This is a genomic window from Flagellimonas halotolerans (assembly GCF_035818535.1).
GTDB lineage: Bacteria > Bacteroidota > Bacteroidia > Flavobacteriales > Flavobacteriaceae > Flagellimonas > Flagellimonas halotolerans.
On sequence record NZ_JAYKYV010000002.1, the window covers coordinates 84193 to 107339 of the forward strand.

General features: G+C 41.2%; 24 protein-coding genes. 14 read left to right on the forward strand and 10 right to left on the reverse strand.

Going from position 1 to position 23147, the window contains the following annotated elements; genetic code table 11:
- Nucleotides 1–3 precede the first annotated feature (3 nt).
- The gene (locus VM932_RS03505) at nt 4–288 is read right to left on the reverse strand and encodes a GNAT family N-acetyltransferase (RefSeq protein WP_326277189.1); all 285 of its coding nucleotides are present in this window, start codon (nt 286–288) and stop codon (nt 4–6) included.
- Nucleotides 289–294: 6 nt separating this feature from the next.
- On the reverse strand, nt 295–501 hold the full coding sequence (locus VM932_RS03510) for a (4Fe-4S)-binding protein (protein WP_326277190.1): 207 nt from the start codon (nt 499–501) through the stop codon (nt 295–297).
- A gap of 565 nt (nt 502–1066) precedes the next feature.
- On the opposite strand from VM932_RS03510, the gene VM932_RS03515 reads away from it, so the two are divergent.
- The 6 genes from VM932_RS03515 to VM932_RS03540 all read left to right on the forward strand — a co-directional run bounded on the left by VM932_RS03515 (nt 1067) and on the right by VM932_RS03540 (nt 3909).
- Nucleotides 1067–1390: an ArsR/SmtB family transcription factor gene (locus tag VM932_RS03515; protein ID WP_293163383.1), complete on the forward strand. Its 324-nt coding sequence runs from the start codon at nt 1067–1069 to the stop codon at nt 1388–1390.
- Between the two features lies 1 nt (nt 1391).
- Complete coding sequence (locus VM932_RS03520; protein WP_326277191.1) at nt 1392–1853, forward strand: SRPBCC domain-containing protein; 462 nt, start codon at nt 1392–1394, stop codon at nt 1851–1853.
- Nucleotides 1854–1953: 100 nt separating this feature from the next.
- Nucleotides 1954–2340, forward strand: coding sequence for a DoxX family protein (locus VM932_RS03525; protein WP_326277192.1), 387 nt, complete (start codon nt 1954–1956; stop codon nt 2338–2340).
- Between the two features lie 4 nt (nt 2341–2344).
- Nucleotides 2345–2926 carry a YdeI/OmpD-associated family protein gene (locus VM932_RS03530; RefSeq protein WP_326277193.1) on the forward strand — a complete coding sequence of 194 codons (582 nt, stop codon included), beginning with the start codon at nt 2345–2347 and terminating at the stop codon, nt 2924–2926.
- A 176-nt stretch (nt 2927–3102) separates the two neighbouring features.
- A complete protein-coding gene (locus VM932_RS03535) occupies nt 3103–3297 on the forward strand; it encodes a hypothetical protein (RefSeq protein ID WP_326277194.1) in 195 nt (64 codons plus the stop codon).
- A gap of 183 nt (nt 3298–3480) precedes the next feature.
- Complete coding sequence (locus tag VM932_RS03540) at nt 3481–3909, forward strand: FKBP-type peptidyl-prolyl cis-trans isomerase (RefSeq protein ID WP_326277195.1); 429 nt, start codon at nt 3481–3483, stop codon at nt 3907–3909.
- A 59-nt stretch (nt 3910–3968) separates the two neighbouring features.
- On the opposite strand, the gene VM932_RS03545 is transcribed toward VM932_RS03540, so the two are convergent.
- The 4 genes from VM932_RS03545 to VM932_RS03560 form a co-directional block, all read right to left on the reverse strand.
- Nucleotides 3969–4187, reverse strand: coding sequence for a hypothetical protein (locus VM932_RS03545; RefSeq protein ID WP_326277196.1), 219 nt, complete (start codon nt 4185–4187; stop codon nt 3969–3971).
- Between the two features lie 285 nt (nt 4188–4472).
- On the reverse strand, nt 4473–5270 hold the full coding sequence (locus VM932_RS03550) for a universal stress protein (RefSeq protein WP_326277197.1): 798 nt from the start codon (nt 5268–5270) through the stop codon (nt 4473–4475).
- A 131-nt stretch (nt 5271–5401) separates the two neighbouring features.
- Nucleotides 5402–6772: an aldehyde dehydrogenase gene (locus tag VM932_RS03555; protein WP_326277385.1), complete on the reverse strand. Its 1371-nt coding sequence runs from the start codon at nt 6770–6772 to the stop codon at nt 5402–5404.
- Nucleotides 6773–6874: 102 nt separating this feature from the next.
- Nucleotides 6875–7663, reverse strand: coding sequence for a hypothetical protein (locus VM932_RS03560; protein WP_326277198.1), 789 nt, complete (start codon nt 7661–7663; stop codon nt 6875–6877).
- Between the two features lie 186 nt (nt 7664–7849).
- Between VM932_RS03560 and VM932_RS03565 the strand changes: the two genes are divergently transcribed.
- Nucleotides 7850–8323: a hypothetical protein gene (locus VM932_RS03565; RefSeq protein ID WP_326277199.1), complete on the forward strand. Its 474-nt coding sequence runs from the start codon at nt 7850–7852 to the stop codon at nt 8321–8323.
- Between the two features lie 70 nt (nt 8324–8393).
- Nucleotides 8394–9014, forward strand: coding sequence for a GntR family transcriptional regulator (locus tag VM932_RS03570; protein ID WP_293163338.1), 621 nt, complete (start codon nt 8394–8396; stop codon nt 9012–9014).
- A 327-nt stretch (nt 9015–9341) separates the two neighbouring features.
- On the opposite strand, the gene VM932_RS03575 is transcribed toward VM932_RS03570, so the two are convergent.
- The gene (locus VM932_RS03575; protein ID WP_326277200.1) at nt 9342–9623 is read right to left on the reverse strand and encodes a hypothetical protein; all 282 of its coding nucleotides are present in this window, start codon (nt 9621–9623) and stop codon (nt 9342–9344) included.
- Between the two features lie 363 nt (nt 9624–9986).
- Between VM932_RS03575 and VM932_RS03580 the strand changes: the two genes are divergently transcribed.
- From VM932_RS03580 to VM932_RS03595, 4 genes are all read left to right on the forward strand, one after another.
- Complete coding sequence (locus VM932_RS03580; protein ID WP_326277201.1) at nt 9987–10736, forward strand: hypothetical protein; 750 nt, start codon at nt 9987–9989, stop codon at nt 10734–10736.
- 204 nt (nt 10737–10940) lie between these two features.
- Nucleotides 10941–12398, forward strand: coding sequence for a Gfo/Idh/MocA family protein (locus VM932_RS03585; RefSeq protein ID WP_326277202.1), 1458 nt, complete (start codon nt 10941–10943; stop codon nt 12396–12398).
- A 799-nt stretch (nt 12399–13197) separates the two neighbouring features.
- Nucleotides 13198–15393: a transferrin receptor-like dimerization domain-containing protein gene (locus VM932_RS03590; RefSeq protein ID WP_326277203.1), complete on the forward strand. Its 2196-nt coding sequence runs from the start codon at nt 13198–13200 to the stop codon at nt 15391–15393.
- A 137-nt stretch (nt 15394–15530) separates the two neighbouring features.
- A complete protein-coding gene (locus VM932_RS03595) occupies nt 15531–16151 on the forward strand; it encodes a JAB domain-containing protein (protein ID WP_326277204.1) in 621 nt (206 codons plus the stop codon).
- 62 nt (nt 16152–16213) lie between these two features.
- Here the strand turns inward: VM932_RS03595 and VM932_RS03600 are convergent, their stop codons facing one another.
- From VM932_RS03600 to VM932_RS03610, 3 genes are read right to left on the reverse strand one after another with little or no spacing between them, the layout of a single operon-like run.
- A complete protein-coding gene (locus VM932_RS03600; RefSeq protein WP_326277205.1) occupies nt 16214–16552 on the reverse strand; it encodes a YegP family protein in 339 nt (112 codons plus the stop codon).
- A gap of 8 nt (nt 16553–16560) precedes the next feature.
- The gene (locus VM932_RS03605; protein WP_326277206.1) at nt 16561–17265 is read right to left on the reverse strand and encodes a hypothetical protein; all 705 of its coding nucleotides are present in this window, start codon (nt 17263–17265) and stop codon (nt 16561–16563) included.
- Nucleotides 17266–17302: 37 nt separating this feature from the next.
- Nucleotides 17303–19042, reverse strand: coding sequence for an AAA family ATPase (locus tag VM932_RS03610; RefSeq protein WP_326277207.1), 1740 nt, complete (start codon nt 19040–19042; stop codon nt 17303–17305).
- Between the two features lie 589 nt (nt 19043–19631).
- Between VM932_RS03610 and VM932_RS03615 the strand changes: the two genes are divergently transcribed.
- Complete coding sequence (locus VM932_RS03615) at nt 19632–19964, forward strand: hypothetical protein (RefSeq protein ID WP_326277208.1); 333 nt, start codon at nt 19632–19634, stop codon at nt 19962–19964.
- A gap of 310 nt (nt 19965–20274) precedes the next feature.
- Nucleotides 20275–23136: an excinuclease ABC subunit UvrA gene (gene uvrA / locus VM932_RS03620; RefSeq protein ID WP_326277209.1), complete on the forward strand. Its 2862-nt coding sequence runs from the start codon at nt 20275–20277 to the stop codon at nt 23134–23136.
- Nucleotides 23137–23147: the final 11 nt, after the last annotated feature.

Sequence of the window (23147 nt, forward strand, 5' to 3'; positions counted from 1 at the left end):
TGGCTAAAACCTGACATCCGCAATGCTGCTGTTTTTATCAAATTCTGCTTTTGAGAATGGACAGAGCGGTAAAATTTTCACGCCTTTATCCCTAGCAAACGCTACAGCTTCCATTACCAGCATTTTTCCATATCCTTTTCCTCCGAACGCTTCTTCTATTCCCGTATGGTCTATGATAAATTTTGTTGTTCCGGCCCAAGTGTAGGTCATCTCACCAGCAAATTCACCGTCATCATAAATTACAAACCTACCTTTTCTTTGATCTTCTTCTCTCTCTATTTTAACCAAAACACGCTACTTTTTTATGCTCAATGCTCCCGAAGGACATTTTGCTACTTGATTTATTAACTCCTGACTAGTGGCATTTTCAGGTTTGACCCAAGGCTTCTCTTTTGGTTTATACACTTTGGGCAATGTTTTTACACATATTCCAGAGTGAATGCATTTTTCGGGTTGCCATAATATGGTAACCTCTCCGTTGGTGTATTCTTTCTTTGTCATAATTGTTGGGGTTTAGTTCTCATTATCACCAACCAATGTTTTTGGGCATACATAGGTTTAGAAACAAAATGGATACTGAACCAGCTTAAGTAAAGATAATATAGTTTACTCGATAATCGAGATTTAAACCTGACGTCAGTCAGGTTTTATTGCAGTTACTTTAGTTTCTATAAATTTTTTGGATGGTCCCCTCTCCGGTCTCCCCAAGGGGAGCAGTTTCCCTCCTTTGGAGAGGATGTCCCGAACCTGTTTGGGGAGATTAAGGGAGGACTTGATGCCAGATGACAAAGAATTCCATTCTTTTGAAAACTATGGATTTCAAATCCATAGGAGTGGTTTTATTTTTATATGCATTTTTCCCTTCTTCCAAAATAGCTGTCAAATAAATTTTGTCGATATTCTACACATAGTAGTCATGGATTCGTTTACCTTGTTGGAAGAAGCGTTTAGCGATTTTTAAGTTCGATAGATTTTTTTTTGACCTTGCACCTTACATTGTTGAATTCAAAATAAATTTGCGCAGTTAAGTGGTTGCATATATTTTTGCAGTCAAATAGCTGCGTAAATGGAATTACGAAGAGATGTTTTTCAGGCCATTGCCGACCCGACCCGTAGGGCCATTATTGCCATGGTGGCACTCAACGCCATGACACCGGGAGCCATTGCGGCGGAATTTGATTCATCCCGGCAGACCATTTCCAAGCATATCCGAATACTTACCGAATGTGAACTACTTAACCAAGAACAGCAGGGGAGGGAGATCTACTATCATTTCAATCCACAGAAACTAAAGGAAATTGCCGATTTTATAGCACCTTTTAGGGATATGTGGGACGATAGGTTCAATACGCTCGAAACCATTATGAAAAAACAACTGCCCAAAAAATAATATGGAACGAAAAACCAAAGTCCATGCTGAGGACAGAAAACAGGAAATTTGGATTACCAGGGAATTTGAACTGCCCGTGGCAACGCTTTTTAAAGCGTATGAAAAACCTGAAATCGTAGAGCAATGGATGGGTACCCAAGTACTAAAACTTGACAATCGGAAACACGGTAGTTATCAGTTTGAAACCACCGATCCGAAGGGAAACAAGCATCGGTTCAATGGAACCATACACGAATTTGTACCAAATCTAAAAATCATCAGGACCTTTGAAATGGAAAATGCTCAGTTTCCGGTCCAGTTGGAGTTTTTAGAATTTGAGGCCCTTACCGATACAACGAGCAAGCTCACCATACACATGATCTATAAATCGGTGGATGATCGGGACCGTATGCTAAAACTACCCTTTGCTCAAGGGGTTAATATGGCACATAACCGCTTGCAGGAAGTAATGGAACAGTTATAATAACAAGTCTCCAACGATAAGAGCTTTTTCCTGTCACATTGAGCGAAGTCGAAATGACAGGAAAAAGTTTTGCAAACACAAAAGCCTAAAAAATCATATCATGACAAAACGTAGTAAAATTATTTATTGGGTAGCCACCGTTTGGCTAGCCCTGGGAATGACCTCCACAGGCATTGTACAATCAATTGAGATGGAAGAGGAGGTTGAAATGATGGAACATTTGGGTTATCCGTTGTACTTTCTTCATATTATCGGGGTATGGAAACTTTTGGGCTTTGTGGCCATTCTAATTCCCAAGTTTCCCGTACTCAAGGAATGGACCTATGCCGGTTTTGTTTTTACAATGACAGGGGCTATTTTTTCCCATTTGGCGGTAGGTGATGGGGCCGCTGATTTCTTTGGACCTTCCTTGTTATTGGCATTGACCCTGATTTCTTGGTATTTTAGACCAGCTGGCAGAAAAGTTATCACAACACAAAACCAATAACTCCATGAACCCAAAAGTTGATTTCTTCTTTGAAAAAACATCCCAATGGCAGGAAGCCTATCGACAATTACGTAAAATAGTCCTCGATACGGGCCTTACCGAAGCACTTAAGTGGGGTGTGCCCTGTTACACGTTTCAAGGGAGCAATGTGGTCTTGATCCATGGATTTAAGGAGTATTGTGCGCTGTTGTTTCATAAGGGTGTTTTGCTGAAGGATATCGAAGGAATTTTGATTCAACAGACCAAAAATGTGCAATCGGCCCGCCAGATTCGATTTACCAATGTGAAGGAGATTTTGAATATGGAAAAATTGTTGAAAATCTACATCCATGAAGCTATTGAGGTGGAAAAAGCCGGATTGGAAGTCAAAATGAAGAAAACCACTGAATTTGATATGCCCGAAGAGCTTCAAAACAAACTGGATACCGATACAGATTTTAAGACCGCTTTTGAAGCATTGACCCCAGGGCGCCAACGCGGGTACATGCTCTATGTTTCACAAGCCAAACAATCCAAAACCCGTGTATCGAGAGTAGAGAAGTCCATCCCTAAGATTTTTGAAGGGAAAGGATATAACGAAATGTAAACCATCAACAAAAAGTACCATGCGAAGAATTGTTCCCAATATGTATTCCGATAATCTGGAAGCGAGCAAGGCTTTTTATCTAGATTTCTTGGGGATGGAGTTAGCCATGGACCTTGGGTGGATCATAACGTTTGCCTCCAAAGAAAACCCAACGGCCCAAATCAATATTTTTAAGAATGAATGGAGAAGCCACAAAACCGGACAATACAGCGGTTTTTCTGTCCATTGAAATATCCCGGGACCAAATATACACAGGTGAGTGGGAGGATGACAAGCGTAGCGGAACCAGTAAGTTTTACGATGCAGAGGGCGATGTGGTCGCTGGTGGCAAGTGGAACGACGATAAGTTGGTAAATGTCAACAAAAAGTAATGGCAAACAGTCAAAAAAAACTGTTGTTTTAATTCTAAGTTGCAGTAAATAAAATAAAAACAAACTAGCATTAGCTAGGCTTCGGACGGTTTTTTTAAGAAACCAATGTTCCTCTCATTCTTTTAACCATTTTATACCCTGTATATTTGCAATGTTTTGATTATAAAATTATAAACTATAATTATGAGTAAAGTAAAAGAAAATGATACCGTAAAGGTACACTACACGGGTAAATTAACTACTGGACAGGTTTTTGACAGTTCGTTGGAAAGAGAACCCATGGAAGTAGCCTTAGGTCAAGGGCAACTTATACCAGGATTTGAAAAGGGACTTATAGATATGGCTGTTAATGAAAAGAAAACCATTACCATCGATAAGGAAGATGCGTATGGAGAGGTTAACGAAGCGCTTTTTCAAAAAATATCAAAATCACAATTGCCAGAAGATCTTAAGCCAGAAGTTGGGATGGGATTGGTAGGTTCCAATGCACAAGGGCAAGAACAACAGTTTCGCGTTGCAAAAGTAGAAGAGGAAGATATTATTATAGATGCCAACCACCCGTTGGCGGGCCAAGATTTGGTGTTCGACCTTGAAGTGGTCGAGATACTTTAGTGTAACAACAACATAGAGAATAAAGGTGCCCTGTCAAAACGATGGGGCTTTTTTTGGGTCTACGTCCTGCTCATGGGTAAACACTTTGCTTGCTGTCCCACATGGATGGCTATAACCGCTTGGCCCAGTTCTGAAAACGCATCCGCAGGGAGGTAATGGAACATATAAATGGCCTTGTCCAACCATCTAAGAACATAGTTCAATTCGGGTAGAAAATTTTTGCTTTTGGCCGGGGCAAGCGTGGGCAAATTGTGTGGAAAAGAAAAAGCGCGTAGCATATTGCTTTTGTAAAACAATCGAGCGTTTGCGCACGTCAATTAAATATAACGAAAATTATAGGTACAAATGAAAGGATGCGGGGTAGTCGACCGCTAGTTAATGTTTCATGACCCTGTTGAAAATTCTAATAAATAGCCCTGACACGAGGGATATTTTACAAAATGGAAAATTATAGCTTACGCAAGGCGAAATCCTTAAAATGCAACACGACGACATTTGTACTATAATTTATGTTATGTAAAATAGAAAATATCAGGAAGCATAACAATACTCCCCTAAGCCCCTTATTTGGCCAAAACCATTAATGGCACCTTGGCTTTTCTAATTACCGATTTTATAGGGCTCGGTTTAAACATAAAATTTTTGCCGCTTTTGGGCACGCACAAAAGTTGTGTATTGGTGCGTGACACATAATTTACGAGACCATCCAAGGCATTGGCACCTTTTCTAAACTTGTACGAAACTGTTTTGTGCCAAGGATAATTCCGGTTTTGCGATGTTTCCTCGTTCGAAATATCAAAATGTCGCACAGGTTTTTTACTGTCCCGTTTTAGGTCTTGTATCACTTCCAGATTGGTTTCTGCAAGCTCTGCTCCAAAAAATCCCAAATTAATGTCCTCAAACGAATGGAATTTATCGTCCTCGCCCAAAATCAGCACATTGGTGTTGTTCGTCTGGTTAATTACAAAATCCGTAATACTTTCAAAAAACATTCCCAATCTTGGCCTGCGCTTGCCCAAAACCAAAATATCCGGGTTTTGGAGCGCCAAATAATCCCTCACCCTGTTTTTTACGTTGCCATACTCCAATTTATAGCCAATGGAAAGGTTTTCCTTTTCACTTATCTTGGAAATAAGTTCATTGATCTCCGCTCGTGTAGATCGGTCGTCCTGGTTCAATGTTCGAATGGCGGAGAGTTGGCTGTCCCCTTTAATAATGTTTGTGGTAGGTTTTACATGGAAAACCTCAATGGTGCCCTCTACCCTTTTGGCCAATTCCACGGCACTGTTCAATACAAACGAAGAATTCTTGGACATGTCCAACAAAACGGAGATGCGATACTTTTTTTGATTCCCTTCCATAGATGTAGTTTTGATGATTCACCCTAAGATAGTACCAAAACCCTTAATATTCAATGGTTTAACGTTAGATTAAGATAAAAAATGTGATATTGCTAAAATGACCTTATAAAATTTGGTAAAACCTTGATCCATCAAAACAAGTGCTTTATTTTTTTTACCCATTTCAAAGGAATATTGTAAGGTGCATATCGCAGCGGCACATCTAACCACGTACCTCTTTTTGTCACGGATTTATGGTGCGAGAAAAGGTCAAAGGTAAATTTACCATGGTACCCCCCTATTCCCGATTGCCCCACTCCGCCAAACGGCAAATTGGTATTACTGATGTGCACCACGACATCATTTATGGTGCCCCCACCGAAAGAATATTGGTTCATCAGGCGTTTTTGAAACTTTTTATCGTTGGAGAATATATAAAATGCCAGTGGGTTCGGGTACTTGGCGATATAATCATGCAATTCACTTTCCTCTTCGTAGGAGATGATAGGAAGAATGGGACCGAATATCTCACCTTCCATAATGAAGCTGTCCAACGCGGGTTCATCCACTAAAGTGGGTGCTATATAGAGGTCATCATCGGTAAAAGACCCGCCAAATAACAGCGTCTGTCCCTCAAGCATCGATTTAAGCTCTTGATAATGTTTCTTGGTGGCAATCCGGGCAAAATTCTCCGATGTTTCCATTTCTTTCCCATAAAATTGGGTGATGTTTTGTTTAAGATGATCTATCAAGGAATCCTTAATGCTTTTGTGCACTAAAATATAGTCCGGGGCAATACAGGTCTGCCCTGCGTTGATAAATTTACCCCAGGCAATACGTTTTGCGGCCAGTTTTACGGAAGCCGTTTCGTCCACAATACAAGGATTTTTGCCGCTCAGTTCCAAAGTAACCGGTGTTAGGTGTGCCGCAGCACTTTGATAGACAATTTTGCCCACTCGGGTGCTTCCCGTAAAAAAGATATACTCCCATTTTTCCTTTAAAAGCTGGGCGGATACCTCTACTCCACCCTCCACAACGGTTACGTATTCCGGAGGAAATACTTTTTGAATAATTTGTGCAATCATCTTGGAAGTATGCGGACTAAATTCCGATGGTTTCAAGATGGCGGTATTGCCAGCGGCCAAGGCTCCCACCAAGGGTGCAATGGCGAGCATAAACGGGTAGTTCCAAGGCGAAATAATAAGTACTTTTCCATAGGGTTCGGCCTGGATCCAGTCCTTTGATGGAAAGTTGGACAATGAAGCCCCTACGCTTTGGGGTTCCCTCCATGAGCGTACATTTTTAATAGCATGCTTGAGTTCGGCCAAAACCAATTGGGTTTCGGTGGCGAGGCTTTCGAATTTCGGTTTTTTAAAATCGGCATAAAGTGCATTGCAAATAGCATTTTCTTGATCAAGAATTTCTTGCCGTAATTTTTTGAGGTGGTATTTTCTATATGAGACTTCCTTTGTTTTTTGAGTGGCAAAAAACTCATTCTGGGCCGCTACCAAATGCTTCACGATAAATAGATTGTTTCCTTAAATATAAACAATCTAACTAGGAATGTCATAAAATAAAAAGCACCGGTACAGACCAGTGCTTTTAAAATATATTTTAAAGACGTTTTAAAGCGTCATCTCTTCTGTGGCTCCGTTCGGGTAGATGATCGTGACCATATTATCACATTCCCCATTACCAAAATCCACGGTAACGGCCAATCCATTTTTGGAAACAACCATAGTTCCGGTGGTCATGTACTGACAAGAAGCATTTCCTTGCAGGTCTTCCAAAGTTTCCACGGCATAAGTATTTCCATCCGCTTCAACGGTCCAACTGCCCGAAAGGGTAAAAATGGCACTTTCCAAGCTATCACCAAAGGTGATGCCGAATGTTTTTGTCCCATTTTCAGAAATTACAGAACCATCTTCCATTTCAACGGACATGTTGCTTACTACCGAAAAAGTAATAGAAGTTTGATCACTGCTCGCTGACATTTCAAAAGTTCTAGTACCGTTTATTTTAATGTTGCCCACGTAGAAATCCTGATAAGTAGCTGTGAAGGCGGCGGTCTCCCCCCCTACCTCGTAAGTAACGGTCACGGTTCCGTTTACGTTGTCCGTTCCGTTGAGCACGCAATTGTTAAAGGTTGCCACAAATCCAGTTTCAGTATATTCGGCTGAGTAGCACTCCCCGTCCTTTGCTGTGGACGTTTTGGCGGTATTTCCTGCAAAAAGTCCTGCCAATGTAGTATCGGCCGCTCCAGCAATATCGTCGGTGGTTAAAATGGTCTTTAATTCCGCTTGGGTAAGTGCTTCTCCCTCGCCAGGCTTAGCATCATCACTACAGGATTGAAAACCGATCAGCGCAAAGCTGGCAAAAGTAATCGATAAAAATCTTAGGGTAAGTTTCTTCATTTGATTGTGTATTTACCAAAAAAACGTTGCCATTTACCATTTAGTGTAGATAGCATCGTTAAATCGATGAAATACAGCGGATATTAAAATATTATTCTTGAAATTATGTTATTTTCAACAAGAAGTAAGCAAACTTTAGGCAAGCCTCGGAGGTCAAATCTCGATTATCCCGTAAATTAAGGTTCTATGAAAAAAATCAAATCACTTTCGCTATTGCTTTTAATCCTGCTCCCCATCTTTTCTTGCAGTGATGATGATGGTAACGGCGATAATGGATTTTCCAGTGCAGCCCTTGTGGGCACTTGGGATTTGGTAGAAGTCAATTTAAGTGCTGCTGTGGACTTAGATGGTGATGGACAACTCTCCTCCAATCTCTTGGATGAGGAAACTTGTATTTCGGGAACCCTGGTTCTTAAAGACGACACCACCTATCAATACGAACAATCCAACTTTAACATAACGGCCATTACCAATAATCAATACTATGTGGATTGTTTTGGTACCAATTCGTCAACCGGGGCCTGGGCCAGCGATGGCAACGAAATAGCTTTTCAAGGCAGCGTTACTTTGGATGTCCTACAATTGGATGGCAATAGAATTATAAAAAATGAAGAGGAGGAACTACCGGGAGTAGAGAGCTATGTTTATGAGAAACGGTAGTGATTTTTATTGCAGCGCGAATAATTAAATACCCGATACTTGACTTGAAGCCATGGCCAAACAATCTATTTTGAGGGATAAAATAAAAGAGCATTTGTTGCTTCAAATCCAAAATGGAGCGTTAAAAGTGGGCAAAACCATTAACTTGGCCGCCCTTTCCAGAGATACCGGGGTCAGCGTTACCCCTATTCGCGAAGCTTTGAGTCAGTTAGAGCAGGCTCAGGTATTACAAGCCATACCCAATCGCGGTTTTGTAGTGGCAAAACTTTCCAAAACCGAAGTTAAGAACCTTATCGAAATAGTAGCCCAGCTAGAAGTTATGGCTTTGGAGAATTCCGTGTTTAATTTTGACGAAATGGATCTTTTGAACACGCTCCAAACCAAAATGGAGAATACTGAGAGTACTGCCGAAGGACTTGCAATTCGGTACAATTTCCACAATCAATTGGTACGGCATTGCACCAATAAAATTTTGTTGCAAATTTTAAAAGACCTCAAGCTAAGGCTTCATTTTTATGAGCATGATTTTATCCAAGACTTTTTGTTCTTCAAAAAACTAAGTACGCAAACCCGCTCCGTGGTCGAGGCCATCCAAGAAGATAACGTACCTACGGCCGCCTTGATTTTACGAATGCATTGGATGTCCATTTTGGAACATATTGGAGGACAAATCCACATTAATAACGGTTAACTTTTTTATTGTTGGAGTTATTTATCTTTTAGACTTCTCACACTCCTGTTGGTCGGTTCGAAATAATCCGGCAGTGGATGGATTCCTGCTTGTTTATCCCGTTGAAGAACGGGACGCAGGAATGACAAACTATCAGTTTTTCTGACAATCTTCGTCATTTCGATAAGAATCGAGATGTAAGACTGGAGACCCTTTGTGCAAATTAGTGTAATTCGTGTCAAACTACCATAGGCCCGAGCCCAAAAGAGATTTCTCAGTCCCGGGCTTCTTCTAAATTACTGCGGTACTGCTATTGGGCTACAGCATACTCCCTGAGACCCCCAATTTCTACTCCACAATCCCTTCAATACACTCCCAAAGGCCTTTTAGACTGAAGAGCGCATCTTTTTCCGCCTCGTTTATAGGTCCATGGGAATGGTAAAGGACAACATCGTGTACCAATTTAAGGGATTTTACCAAGTCCGGGCCATCCAAATAATCGGCAAACTCCAAGAGTTCAACTTGTTCTGGGGTAAGCATTCGGGAAATTTTGGGTGCGCTTTGCGCTTTGTCCTCAGTAATGTCCTTCTTGCAATGGGGACAATACCCTTGACCTTCTGTGTTTCGCATAACAGGAGTGGTTAAAAAAGTTAAACAAAGAGGATAGGTCACCGCGAAACACATCAAAGCTACGCCCTGATTGGTCTTCGGGACTTGCACCCGTTTGCCTACCCTTTATCTTCTATTTAAGACACGTTGAGGTTGGTGGGCGGTAGGATAAAAAGATGTGTTTCGCACTCCAAATATACATTTTATCTACAAACGCATTGCAATGGGGTTGAGTAGCGGTTGATAACTTCGTGGAAACATTGGGCTTAACCTATTGATTTTGAAGGGAATTTCGGTGAACTTCGTTAGCTCTGCTGAACTTGATTCAGTATCGGTCGATATAAATCATTAGAAACGATTCATATCTTTAATGTTAGCAAAAATATGCTCGTAGGAATTTGTAAACTTTGTGAGGAGGAAAAAAAATTAATCAAAACATCTCATATCATATCCGATTTTTTACACGCAAATCTTTATGATGAAAAACATAAATTAAGAGCATTTGATTCAAAGGATTTAAAAAGTGATAATCCACAAATTTCAAAACCATCATCAGGAAGTTATGAAGGAGGAATATTATGCAATAAATGCGACAATGAAATAATTGGAGTTTATGAAACATATATTTCTCGAGTTCTAAAGAATAATTTAAAGGAAAAGATAAATTGTGAAAATAATACAAATGATGAAGGATTAAATTTTATAAATGTTTCGAATCTAGATTATAAAAAAACAAAGCTGTTCTTGCTTTCACTTCTTTTTAGGTCGCATATTTCTAGTAGAGTTGAATATAAAGAAGTTAATTTGGGTCCTTATGCGGACAAAATCAGAAAACAAATTTTAGAAAACAATCCTTCAAAAGAAAATGATATTGAGATTGTGATTTTTAAATTCGGTGATAAAACCGGGTTTTCTAATTTTATTGGTCAGCCAAGGAAACATAAAATTGGACACACAACAGCATACTCCATAGTGATAAATGGACATTTAATACTATTCCATTTAAAAGAAAATTCAATGTCCAAAAAGACAATGAACCAAAGGTTAAGTGAAAAAGGAACTATAAGTCTAATTGAAATACCTGAGAAAAATGTAGTCCGCTTTATTATGAATTATACTGGAGCTTTGAACTGAGGCATACATTTGCTATCAACGATTATGTGCAAATAATAGGTGCTATCTAACAGTATATAGTTCTAAATAGTTAAACCGATAAGTCCACATCCCCTCTCTCCCACCCCACCTAATTTTACACATATCACAAAATCCCAATAAGGGCTCAGCTCATTTTTTCCTATCTTGTTTAGCAATTAAAAATTAAAACATCGTAAACAAAAAATGGAAAAAAAATCCAATTCCCAAAGTAGAAGAAAGTTTGTAAAGAACACTGCGCTGGCATCCGGCGTGTTTATTGTACCGCGCCATGTTTTGGGCGGCCCCGGCTTTTTGGCTCCCAGCGACCGCTTGAACATTGCCGCCATAGGTGCGGGCGGTAAAGGCGCGAGCGACATTGCCAACGCCTCCGTTAACGGTCGCGAAAACGTGGTGGCCCTCTGCGATGTCGATTTTTCCGGATCGGCAAAACGGTCGGTGGAGCGTTTTCCCAAAGCTAAACTGTTCAACGATTATCGCGAAATGCTCGATACCGTAAAAGATATAGATGCAGTGACCATCAGTACGCCCGACCACGTCCATGGTCCAGCAGCAGCCTACGCCATGCAACGCGGCAAACACGTGTATGTGCAAAAACCCATGACCCACAATATACGCGAAGCAAGAATGCTGACCCAAATGGCAAGGGACAAACAAGTGGTGACCCAGATGGGGAACCAAGGTGGGTCCAACCCGCTATTGGGCTTGGTACAAAAGTGGGTAGATTCCGGAGCTTTGGGAAGAATCACCAAAGTGGAAATATGGACCAACCGCCCCGTATGGCCACAAGGCAATGAAATGCCCAAACCCGATCCTTCCTGCAAACCCGACGACCTATTCTGGGATCTATGGTTAGGCCCCGCCCCAATGCGACCATACACGCCAAACCTTCACCCTTTCAACTGGAGAGGCTGGTGGGATTATGGTACTGGAGCCTTGGGCGATGTGGGCTGTCACTTAATCGACATACCCTACAGAACTCTAAAATTAGGGTACCCCACTGCAGCTGAATGTAGCGTAGGCACAGTATTCTCTCAAATGTGGAATCCCGATTATCACCCGGAAGGTTGTCCACCTTCTTCGTTCATTACCTTAAATTATGAGGCTACCGACAAAACTGCCGCTCCGTTGACCATGACGTGGAGCGATGGTGGAATCAGACCATCCCATCCAGAGATTATTCCTGCCGACAGTGATATTGGAGGGCCAGGAAGTCAAAATGGGGTGCTTATCCATGGAGAACATGGCGTTATTTCCACAAACATTAACGATAGTTCGCCTTTAACACCCAAATTATACATGAACAATGGTGTTACCGAGTTTGGCCCCGAGGTTGAGGAAATGCCCGAACCCGAGTATGGCCACCAACGCAAATGGGTGGATGCCTGCAAGGCAGGTTTTGGCAGTCAGGAACATTTAGACCTTACCTCTTCTTTTGATTACGCCGGGCCTATGACCGAAACTGTGTTGATGGGCAATCTCGCTATCCGCAGTTATATGTTACGAAGAGAAAACTCCGAGGGGAATATGGAGTTCTATGGTCGTAAAAAACTATTGTGGGACGGGGAGAATATGAACATCACCAATTTTGATGATGCTAACCAATTTGTTACCCGCACCTACCGTGAGGGATGGGAAATGTAACAATCAAAAACCACAACGGTTAAGGATTTAAAATTTTAAGAAGTCTAAAAAGTTTGTTGTCTGTCAGTTCGAGCGCCCGCCTGCCGGACGGGTAGGTAGTCGAGAACCTAAATGTTGATGATCATTGGGTTTCAACTTTAGTTTTTCCTGAGCGTAGTTGAAGGACACAACCCGACAAATTCAAAATTTGTTGCTTTTTAGACTTCTTTTGTTTTTGAAGAGTATTACCCTTTCGGTGTACTTCATCATTTTTAATATTTAACAAGAGATTCGAGAACCAGGCATCAGACTCAAGTTCAAGTTCAAGTTCAAGTTCAAGTACAAGTTCAAGCATCAAGTGCAAGGGCGGAAAAAATTTGTGGTATTCGTGAAATTAGTGTCAAAAAGAAAGAATCCTAATTATTGCCAACTGCCCACTGCCAACTCAAGTTCATGTACAAGTACAAGTTCAAACATCAAGAGCAAGGGCGGAAAAATTTGTGGCATTCGTGGAATTAGTGTCAAAAAGAAAGGATCCGAATTATTGCCAACTGCAAACTCAAGTTCAAGTTCAAGCATCAAGAGCAAGGACGGAAAAAATTTGTGGTATTCGTGAAATTAGTGTCAAAAAGAAAGAATCCGAATTATTGCCAACTGACCTCCGACACCCGACTTCCAATAATTTAATAACCAATAACCAATAACCAATAACCCAATAACCCAATAACCCAATAACCCAATAACCCAATAACCGAATAACTCAACAACCAATAACCAATTAACCAAGGAAATACTTAAATTTAAGTGCTAATTCAAAACAATGAAAAACAAATTACTACCCCTACTCCTATTATTAGGGACAATCAGTGTAACGGCCCAAGACAAGATCATTGGGTTCAGTGAAAAAGCTTCGGACGAGCAACTACAACTCGAAGCTGACTACGAAAAACAACTTTCCGCCAACAATTTGGACCAATGGATGAAACTATTGGCCGCCGAACCCCATTGGGTAGGCACCGAATACGGCGAAAAGAACGTAAAATGGATGGAAAAACAGTTTAAATCTTGGGGCTACAAAACCAAGATCGATACCTACCACGTGCTTTTCCCCTACCCCAAGGTGCGGGTGCTGGAGCTCACCGCCCCTACCCAATACACCGCCAAACTGGAAGCCGTTCCCGTGGAGGGCGACCCCTACACCGCCCAGGGCGATAAACTATTGCCCAGCTACAACGCCTTCTCCACCGATGGCGATGTGGAGGCCGAACTGGTTTTCGTAAACTACGGCGTACCCAGCGACTACGAAGAACTCGAAAAATTGGGCATCGATGTAAAGGGAAAGATCGTTATTGCGAAATATTACGGTTCTTGGCGAGGCATTAAACCCAAACTGGCTGCCGAAAAGGGTGCCATTGGTTGTATCATTTATTCCGATCCAAAGGATGATGGCTATTACCAAGGCGATGTGTACCCCGAAGGGGCCTATAAAAACAAAACGGGCGTGCAACGCGGTTCCGTAATGGATATGCCGCTCTATCCCGGTGATGTATTAACGCCCGGCTATGCCGCCACCAAAGATGCGAAGCGTTTAAAGCGCGAAGAAGCACCGACCATCACCAAGATTCCCGTATTGCCCATTTCGTACGAGGATGCGCAACCCTTGTTGGAAGCCCTGAAAGGCCCTGTGGCCCCAGCTTCTTGGAAAGGCGCTTTGCCCCTCACCTATCACATTGGGCCCGGACCCGCCAAAGTGCATTTAAAATTGGAGTTTGACTGGCAGTTGAAGCCTGCCCATAACCTGATCGCTACCTTGGAGGGCGACGAGTTCCCCGATGAATGGGTAATCCGTGGCAACCACCACGATGCATGGGTACACGGTGCCAGCGACCCCATTAGCGGCATGGTCGCCTTAATGGAAGAGGCCCGCGTGATCGGAGAATTGGCCAAATCGGGCAAAAAACCCAAGCGTACCCTAGTGTATTGCGCTTGGGATGCCGAAGAACCCGGACTTATCGGTTCTACGGAATGGGTAGAGGACCATATTCCGGAACTAAAAGAAAAAGCCGTGGCCTACATCAACACCGATGGCAACAGCCGTGGGTATTTGGGTGTCGGAGGTTCCCACTCGCTACAGGCCATGGTGAGCCAAGTGGCCCATACGGTGACCGATCCACAAAAAGGGGTTTCCGTAGCGGAGCGTCGCAAGGCGGCGAATGTAATACGTGGTGGCGACAATTCCTTTACATTGTCCGCCCTCGGTTCTGGTTCGGATTATACCCCTTTTATACAGCATACGGGTATTGCCTCCTTGAACTTGGGCTATGGTGGCGAAGGTTCCGGTGGGGAATACCATACCATTTACGATACCTACACCCACTACACCCGTTTTAAAGATCCCGGGTTCGACTATGGCGTGGCCTTGGCCAACACCGCAGGACGTATTTCGCTCCGTTTGGCAAATGCCGAGGTATTGCCTTTTGAACTCACCCAATGGCACAGCACCATTGAAACTTATTTGGGCGAGGTGATGAAAACTTTGGAAGATATGCGTGCCGAAGTGGAAAAACACAACAAATTGGTGCAACAGGATGCCTACCAATTGACCATGGATCCCAAAAAACCCGTAGCACCTGCAAAATTGCAGGACGAAGTACCCTATTTGGACTTCTCTCCCATACAAAATGTGGTTGCCGACTTAAAGAAAAGCATAGCCACCTTTTCCAAGGCCGATGTACTTGCCCTGTCCGGTGCCAAAAAGGCACAACTGAACCAAAAGTTGATGGGCATGGAGCAAGCATTGTTGCAGGATAAGGGGCTGCCCCGTAGGGATTGGTTCAAGCACCAGATCTATGCCCCCGGATTTTACACGGGCTATGGGGTAAAAACACTTCCAGGCGTGCGCGAGGCCATTGAACAGCAGGAATGGAAAGAAGCACAGGAACAAATCGGGGTGTTGGCCACCACCCTTAAACATTTTGATGCGCAAATACAGCAACTGAACAGCCTAGTGCAGTAACTGGATTTCTCTGACAAAACCAAACCGTCTCTTGCAAAATATCGTGGGGGGCGGTTTTTTATGCCACAGAATGGCATTCTTGTTTTTCTCACGGGCATGGACTACCTTTCCCAGACCCAAATTGCAACACATTTATTATGAACGTACGGCTTACCCAAGAACAAAAGATCAAAGTGCTCAACTCCGCGGACATATATGCGATCATGCAGCAGGTATTGCTGCGCGAGAACAAGATACGCCGCAGCCAAGAGCATTTTTGGGTGGTGGGCCTTAACCACAACAACAAGATCTTGTTCGTGGAGCTTATTGGCCTTGGGGCCAGCAATAGGGTAAATGCAGACCCGCCCGATGTGTTCCGTATGGCGATCTACAAACTAGCCGGCAAACTGATCTTGGTGCACAACCACCCCAGCGGCTCGCACGAAGTTACCGATGCCGATATTACCTTTACCGACCACATGCTAAAAGCGGGCAAACTCATAAAAGTGGAGGTGCTGGACCATTTGGTGATCACCGAGACCCATTACACCAGTTTTGCCGACCAAGGTGTGATGGACGAACTAAAGAAAAACGGCCTGTTTGAGATCATGGGCCCCGAAAGGCAGGAACTGGAACAATTTAAGATTGATACGGAGAAAAAGCGGGCCAAAAAGGAGAACTCCCTTGAAATTGCCAAGAAGATGAAAGCCAAAGGCTATGACGATGCCACCATTAAAGAACTAACGGGGTTGAGTTTGAAGGTTATTGGGGGGATTTAGACGTTCTATCCCAAAAGACCCAAAACCATTTCTGTGGATTATAGTTTTAATTCACTATAGGTCTAATAAACTAAATCTAAAACTTCCGCAGTATTTGCATTAATACGGACCAAATCCAAAGTTTTTTCCAAAGCTGATTTTGAAGAAAAGAATTCACTGGTTCCAATTATTTGACCATTACCAGCGATAAGTCTAAAGAAATATTTCCCATTTCGAGCCTGAGCTACTTCGAATTTGCCAGGAATTTGTGAGTTTTTCTTTATAGATTCAACACCATTTAAACAGGCTTGTTTTGTTGTATAGCCCTCACTAACTATCAAGGTCTTATCTGAGTATGAAACCAACCTAAAGTAATAATACCCATCACTCGTAGATCTAAATATTTTAAATTTTGCTGACATTTTAGCTATTAATTAGAATCCTCAATTTGTTGTTCTGAATCCTCTTCTGTGTAAACAATTGGTTTAACCCTTGGTTTTTGGTTAACAATTATACCTTCTTTGACCCCGTCTTGATTTAAATCAACAGGAATAATCTCTAGTACCTCAGTATGAACCAGAAATGCTGTTTCTGTAATAGTATCCAACCTGTCAAAACATTTAAATCGCATATCCGTTGCTTTTAATACTTTCTCGGCAGATACTGTAGGATCCAGTCCTAGATATGCACAATTAAACAAAAACACACTAAACCCAGCAAGCATCTCCCCGCTATTTAATGATAGCCTAGGACCACATAGATATCCAATTTCAGGGCAAATATAAAACATATCATACGCTACTTTATTTAATCCTCCCTGACAACAGGATAATAACAGAATATTATCCTCATCCAAACAACTAGAATTATATAATAATTCTCCAAAATTCTTCCATGAGCATTCATAATCACCGGCCTCGTTAGCAAATCCATTTTCATCACCATGAGCACTTAGATAAATAATATCAAATTTCTCTCCACTTTCTAATGAATCTTTAAGCTGATCATTATTTTCAATTTTAAAACTGCTGAAATCGTAGTTGTACAATTCCAACTGCTTTTCAATGATTAAGGTTTCATTTTCCTCTGATTCGGTTAGAAGAAGTTTCAGAATTAATGCTTTTCTATTTGGCATTATTATCAATGATTAGAAAATCAAGTTTTATTAAAATTTAATTTTGGGTAATTTCTAGAGCGCTGAAAAGTCCTTTAAATCTAAAGATTGTTTCTTCTCCAATTGCTTTTGATGCTACATCCAATTTTTCGGGATGTGAATTAAGTATTGAAAACATACTTGAAAATTCTTTCTTATTAACTCTTTCCTCTTTTTCTTTTCCAAAAGAGATTTTATAAAGTTCTTTCTTTTCATCTTCGTTGAAGTAACCCTCTATCTTTTTATTGTCAATTGGCAGGAGGATTACCAATTCTTCCCCTAAATCAAAATTTTTCAAGTATTTTTCCTTTGCTCTTTTACCTTCTTTATCGGAATCAAGCATTACCCTAAAGTCTGCGCTCCACGCAAGATTAAAAGATATTAATGTTTCAAGGTTTTGGGCGGATGTTCCAGGGTAAATTACAAAATCAGGAATTTGTTCTGGAAATAAAATCTTATACATAGTAGACAAAACTTTCCGATCAGAAGGTCCTTCTGTTATTATAGCCTTATTCCAAGGAATGGTTAAAGAATTAGGAATTATCTTTAACACATTTGCCAATGGCTGATAATAGGTTTCATTTGATTTATCCTCTTTTATGTAATCAGACCATAGTGTGCTTTTCACTACGCCTTTATTTCTCTCTATAATGTAAGTTGTTTTGATGTTGTCTAAAGATATTAGATATTGGCTATGAGTACTATAAACAACTGAAGTGTCTTCAACCAATTTTTTAAAATCAGATATCATATTTTGCTGTGCAGTTGAATGTAGATTACTAGCTGGCTCATCAATTAAAAAAATCGGTTTACCTGAATTAACTCTAAGTTTTTTCCTTCTAAATTCAGTTTTCATTAAAAATGACAAATACCATAGTGCACCTTTACTTCTTTCATCCACAGCATAAGTTGTACCATCAGTATCTGTAATAGAAATTTCAAAATAACTTTTAGGTATATTATATGTAAGTTCAGTTTCTTCAATATCTTTAACACCTGACAATTCTTTCCACTTTTCAGAAAAAGAGGTGTTTAGAGTCTTATTAACTCTTTTCAGTACCGTTTTTGCATCTCTTTCCCTTCTATTTGACCTTGAATAGAGTTTTTTAAAATTTGCTACTGAAAATTCTTTATCTGTGTTATAGAAGAGCCCATCAATAATATCATACCAGTCCACATTAAACGCATCGTTAGTTTTGGACGTAAATATTTTTTCAGGGATACGATCTTTAAAATCTTCAAAGTAAATTATGAAAGGGCACCGATGAACCATTTCTTTGGCAAGAATTCTAGAAAACTGATCTTCTGCAAAAGGATGATCTGAAATAAATTGATAATAGTATTGTTTTGGATTACCCCCTTTAAACGGAATAACCCTTTGAATCTTTACTTTCTTTTCATTATTGAGAAAGTGAAAAAAAGCCTCTACATTATCCTTTTTATTTTTATTCAACAGACCTCGTTCGAAAATACCCTGATAATCCTTAATTTCTAAAATCTCTTCCAGTCCAATAAGAGCAGTTATCATTGCTGGGGTATCCGAACTTACGTCAGATTTCTTTCTGATTGTCCGAAAAAAATTATTATCATAATCTTTTGATAAATCATTCAAATAATCAAAGGTTTCAATCCCTTTTAGTATTGTTGTTTTACCAGATTCATTTAGACCAAGTAATAAAACCAGTTCATCCTTATCTAAGCTAACATTTACTTTATCTACTCCTTTAAAGTTCTCAATGGTAAACTCTTTATAAATCATAATTGTTTTGAGACGATGTTAATTTCTAAAATGTCATGTTAACTAATAAGTAGGAGGTCAAATCATTATATTAGGGGAAGATATACTGAGGGGGATTTCAGAATCTAAATATATGAAAAATTAACAAGCAAACTATTACAGAGACTCGTAACCCCACAAAAAAAACCTAAAGTTCTTGCTCCTCTTACCAATCCCCCATCGCAGCGTCCAAATCATACTACGGCAATGCCCTTGGTCAATTTCCCAAACTTTTTTTGTACAATTTTTAATCTTTGTTGCTTCAAAAACACCATTCATCAATCCAAATGAGCCATTCGTCAATTGGGTGTGCAGAATTATTGCGTATCGTGTAGTTTCGTCATCAAAATAAGACAATGACTACACTTGAAACTATAAACGCCTTACAGATATTCTGCTTGGTAGCTTTGGGATTTATTATTTACATAGCCGGATGGCTACATGGTGCCCATTGGGGAAAAAGAAACAGGGTGTAATACAATAGCCAAGCACATATTGGCGTTGAATCCATTCCAAACCAACGTAAACCTACTTAGCCATTTTTTGGAGACATCCCGATATTGAGCGTATTTTGGCCTATTTTGGCGATGGGCAATACACCATTAAAATTGATAAGCTACGTAGCGGAGAAATACGCTATTTGTGTTGGCACAAAAGCAATAGTATCTTGGCCAAACCCAACTTGATCCTTCGGGACGGAAAAATGAAGCAAGCCCAGAACGGGGAAACCACAGAATACATTTTTTTATTTGAAGAACGGGTTTTTACCGTGGAACACATTACTTCAAAAATGAAGGGAGGCGCAAGTTACTTTTTTATAGAGGTCACCGACGAGCATCATAAAAAAAGTACTTGGAAAATGGAACAAATGCCCATTCCCAAGTACTTTCGCCACTTAGTTTAACCTTATGGTCAATTGAAAAGAACCGTAAACATAACGGCACCTTTGCCCATTGCTTCATTTTGAGCGGGCGAAGCAACGAGAAATCTCTCAAGTGTAATTCCGTACTTTACACGGAATCCAGTGCCGTTTGTTACATCGCTTATTTTCGGATTGGTTGAATGACCACAGCTCAGGGACGGGAACCAAATCGTTATTACAGAAATGACAGTTTCTAAACTCAGAAATAAACCATCGATCAACAAAAAACGAAAACAAAAGGCCACTTCCTTTTTACATCCCAAATCGCTACATTTGAGGTTTGCTATGATTTATGATCAATTACGAAGAACATATTGAGGTTAAGGGCGCAAGGGTCCATAACCTAAAAAATATAGATGTCACCATTCCCCGCGAAAAGCTTGTTGTAATCACAGGACTTTCGGGCAGCGGGAAATCCTCCCTAGCCTTCGATACCATTTATGCCGAGGGGCAACGTAGGTACATTGAAACCTTTTCGGCCTACGCCAGACAGTTTTTGGGCGGATTGGAACGGCCCGATGTGGATAAAATTGATGGGCTCTCCCCCGTAATCGCCATTGAACAGAAAACCACTTCAAAATCTCCCCGCTCTACGGTGGGCACCATTACCGAGGTGTACGACTTTCTACGCTTGCTCTTTGCCCGCGCAGGAGACGCCTACAGTTACAACACGGGCGAAAAAATGGTAAGCTATAGCGATGAACAGATCAAAGATTTGATCATTGAAACCTACCTCGGCAAAAAAATAAATGTGTTGGCACCGGTAATCAAGTCCAGAAAAGGACATTACCGCGAACTTTTTGAACAGATTGCAAAGCAAGGCTTTGTAAAAGTCAGGGTTGATGGTGAAATTACCGACATTACCAAAGGGATGAAGGTGGATCGCTACAAAACCCACGACATTGAGATTGTAATAGATCGTTTGAAGGTTAGCGATAGCGAGGATTTTCATAAACGGTTGAGCGAAACCATCAATACGGCCATGTACAGCGGAGACAATGTGCTCATGATTTTGGAAGAGGGCGAAACAGTGCCGCGTTACTTTAGTAGGGATTTAATGTGTCCGTCATCCGGTATCTCCTATCCCACTCCCGAACCCAATACTTTTTCCTTTAACTCGCCAAAAGGAATGTGCCCAGAATGCAGTGGCCTGGGCCATGTGTTTCAAGTGAACGAGGATAAAATAATCCCGAACAAAAAAATATCCATCAAATCAGGAGGCCTTGCACCTTTGGGAGAATACAAAAAATCGTGGGCCTTTAAACAACTGGAAACCATTGCGCAACGCTACAATTTTGAACTAACGGATGCCATAGAAAAGATTCCAGAAGAAGCCATGAACGTTATTTTGAACGGTGGCAAGGAAAGTTTTGAGGTAGACTCCAAAAGTCTTGGCGTAAAAAGGCAGTATAAAATTGATTACGAAGGCATTTCCAATTTCATCAAAACCCAATACGAAGAAGCCAATTCCGCTTCGATAAAGCGATGGGCCAAAGATTATATGGACAAAGTGGAATGTCCCACTTGTGATGGTTCTCGTTTGCGAAAGGAGTCTCTCTATTTTAAAATTGATGGTAAGAACATTGCCGAACTGGCACAGATGGATATTGCCGAACTTGCCAATTTCTTTACACATTTAGAAGATACACTGGAAGGCAACCAAAAAAAGATTGCCGAGGAAATCATAAAGGAAATCAAGTCCCGTGTTGGTTTCTTGCTGGATGTTGGGCTGGATTATCTCTCGTTGAACCGAGGTTCCAAATCTTTGTCCGGCGGCGAGGCACAACGTATTCGATTGGCCACACAAATAGGTTCGCAATTGGTGGGCGTGCTCTACATTTTGGACGAACCCAGCATTGGTCTGCACCAACGCGACAATGAACGTTTGATCCAATCCTTGGAGGCATTGCGCGATATAGGCAATTCCGTTATTGTGGTGGAACACGACCGGGATATGATCGAAAGTGCCGACCATGTGATTGATATTGGTCCAAAAGCGGGAAAACACGGCGGGGAAATCATTTCCGAAGGCAGTCCAAAAGAATTGATCGATCACCATACAATAACCGCACAATACATTACGGGCGAGCTCGAAATTCCAGTGCCCGAAAAACGACGCAAAGGAACCGGTAAAAAAATCACCCTTTCGGGCTGTACGGGAAATAACCTTAAAAATGTAACGGTAGATTTCCCTTTGGGAAAACTTATCGGGGTCACAGGAGTTTCAGGAAGCGGCAAATCCACTTTGGTCAACGAAACCCTCTACCCTATTATGAACGCACATTATTTTAATGGGGTAAAAAAACCGATGCCGTATAAAAAAATTACGGGCTTACAGCATATTGACAAGGTTATCGACATCAACCAATCCCCGATTGGTCGAACCCCACGTTCCAATCCAGCAACGTATACGGGTGTTTTTAGCGAAATACGTTCCTTATTCTCCAAAACTACCGAAGCTACCATTCGAGGGTACAAACCCGGTCGCTTTAGTTTTAATGTAACCGGAGGGCGTTGCGAAACCTGCCAAGGAGGAGGTCTAAAAGTGATTGAAATGAACTTTTTGCCCGATGTTTATGTGGAATGCGAGACCTGCAATGGTAAAAGATTCAACCGGGAGACTTTGGAAATACGCTACAAGGGAAAATCCATTGCAGATGTTTTGGAGATGACCATCAACGAAGCGGTGGATTTTTTTGAAAATATTCCAAAAATTCATCGTAAACTTAAGACAATAAAAGATGTAGGCCTGGGTTATATATCATTGGGACAGCAGTCCACTACCCTTTCCGGCGGTGAGGCCCAAAGGGTAAAGTTGGCCACGGAGCTTTCCAAACGTGATACTGGAAATACCTTTTACATCCTCGACGAGCCAACCACGGGCCTCCATTTTGAAGATATTCGAGTGCTTATGGAAGTGCTTGAACGATTGGTGGACAAAGGCAACACCATTTTAGTGATCGAGCACAATATGGACGTTATTAAAATGATGGACCATATTATAGACATTGGTTACGAAGGAGGAAGAGGTGGTGGAACGGTTGTTGCAACGGGAACTCCGGAAGAGGTGGCTAAAGACAAGAAAAGCTACACAGCCAAATTCTTGAGGAAAGAATTAGAAAACACAAAACAAAAAATTAAACGCGCGGTTTAAAATACGAGACA

Excerpts from the sequence above, each read along its gene's own strand:
- VM932_RS03515 (WP_293163383.1), top strand. The coding sequence starts at position 1,067 with ATGGAATTACGAAGAGATGTTTTTCAGGCCATTGCCGACCCGACCCGT.
- VM932_RS03525 (WP_326277192.1), top strand. The coding sequence starts at position 1,954 with ATGACAAAACGTAGTAAAATTATTTATTGGGTAGCCACCGTTTGGCTA.
- VM932_RS03535 (WP_326277194.1), top strand. The coding sequence starts at position 3,103 with ATGAATGGAGAAGCCACAAAACCGGACAATACAGCGGTTTTTCTGTCC.
- VM932_RS03605 (WP_326277206.1), bottom strand. The coding sequence starts at position 17,265 with ATGCCAAATAGAAAAGCATTAATTCTGAAACTTCTTCTAACCGAATCA.
- VM932_RS03585 (WP_326277202.1), top strand. The coding sequence starts at position 10,941 with ATGGAAAAAAAATCCAATTCCCAAAGTAGAAGAAAGTTTGTAAAGAAC.
- VM932_RS03590 (WP_326277203.1), top strand. The coding sequence starts at position 13,198 with ATGAAAAACAAATTACTACCCCTACTCCTATTATTAGGGACAATCAGT.
- VM932_RS03510 (WP_326277190.1), bottom strand. The coding sequence starts at position 501 with ATGACAAAGAAAGAATACACCAACGGAGAGGTTACCATATTATGGCAA.
- VM932_RS03565 (WP_326277199.1), top strand. The coding sequence starts at position 7,850 with ATGAAAAAAATCAAATCACTTTCGCTATTGCTTTTAATCCTGCTCCCC.
- VM932_RS03520 (WP_326277191.1), top strand. The coding sequence starts at position 1,392 with ATGGAACGAAAAACCAAAGTCCATGCTGAGGACAGAAAACAGGAAATT.
- VM932_RS03550 (WP_326277197.1), bottom strand. The coding sequence starts at position 5,270 with ATGGAAGGGAATCAAAAAAAGTATCGCATCTCCGTTTTGTTGGACATG.
- VM932_RS03530 (WP_326277193.1), top strand. The coding sequence starts at position 2,345 with ATGAACCCAAAAGTTGATTTCTTCTTTGAAAAAACATCCCAATGGCAG.
- VM932_RS03540 (WP_326277195.1), top strand. The coding sequence starts at position 3,481 with ATGAGTAAAGTAAAAGAAAATGATACCGTAAAGGTACACTACACGGGT.
- VM932_RS03610 (WP_326277207.1), bottom strand. The coding sequence starts at position 19,042 with ATGATTTATAAAGAGTTTACCATTGAGAACTTTAAAGGAGTAGATAAA.
- VM932_RS03580 (WP_326277201.1), top strand. The coding sequence starts at position 9,987 with ATGCTCGTAGGAATTTGTAAACTTTGTGAGGAGGAAAAAAAATTAATC.
- VM932_RS03595 (WP_326277204.1), top strand. The coding sequence starts at position 15,531 with ATGAACGTACGGCTTACCCAAGAACAAAAGATCAAAGTGCTCAACTCC.
- VM932_RS03545 (WP_326277196.1), bottom strand. The coding sequence starts at position 4,187 with ATGCTACGCGCTTTTTCTTTTCCACACAATTTGCCCACGCTTGCCCCG.
- VM932_RS03600 (WP_326277205.1), bottom strand. The coding sequence starts at position 16,552 with ATGTCAGCAAAATTTAAAATATTTAGATCTACGAGTGATGGGTATTAT.
- VM932_RS03575 (WP_326277200.1), bottom strand. The coding sequence starts at position 9,623 with ATGCGAAACACAGAAGGTCAAGGGTATTGTCCCCATTGCAAGAAGGAC.
- VM932_RS03560 (WP_326277198.1), bottom strand. The coding sequence starts at position 7,663 with ATGAAGAAACTTACCCTAAGATTTTTATCGATTACTTTTGCCAGCTTT.
- uvrA (WP_326277209.1), top strand. The coding sequence starts at position 20,275 with ATGATCAATTACGAAGAACATATTGAGGTTAAGGGCGCAAGGGTCCAT.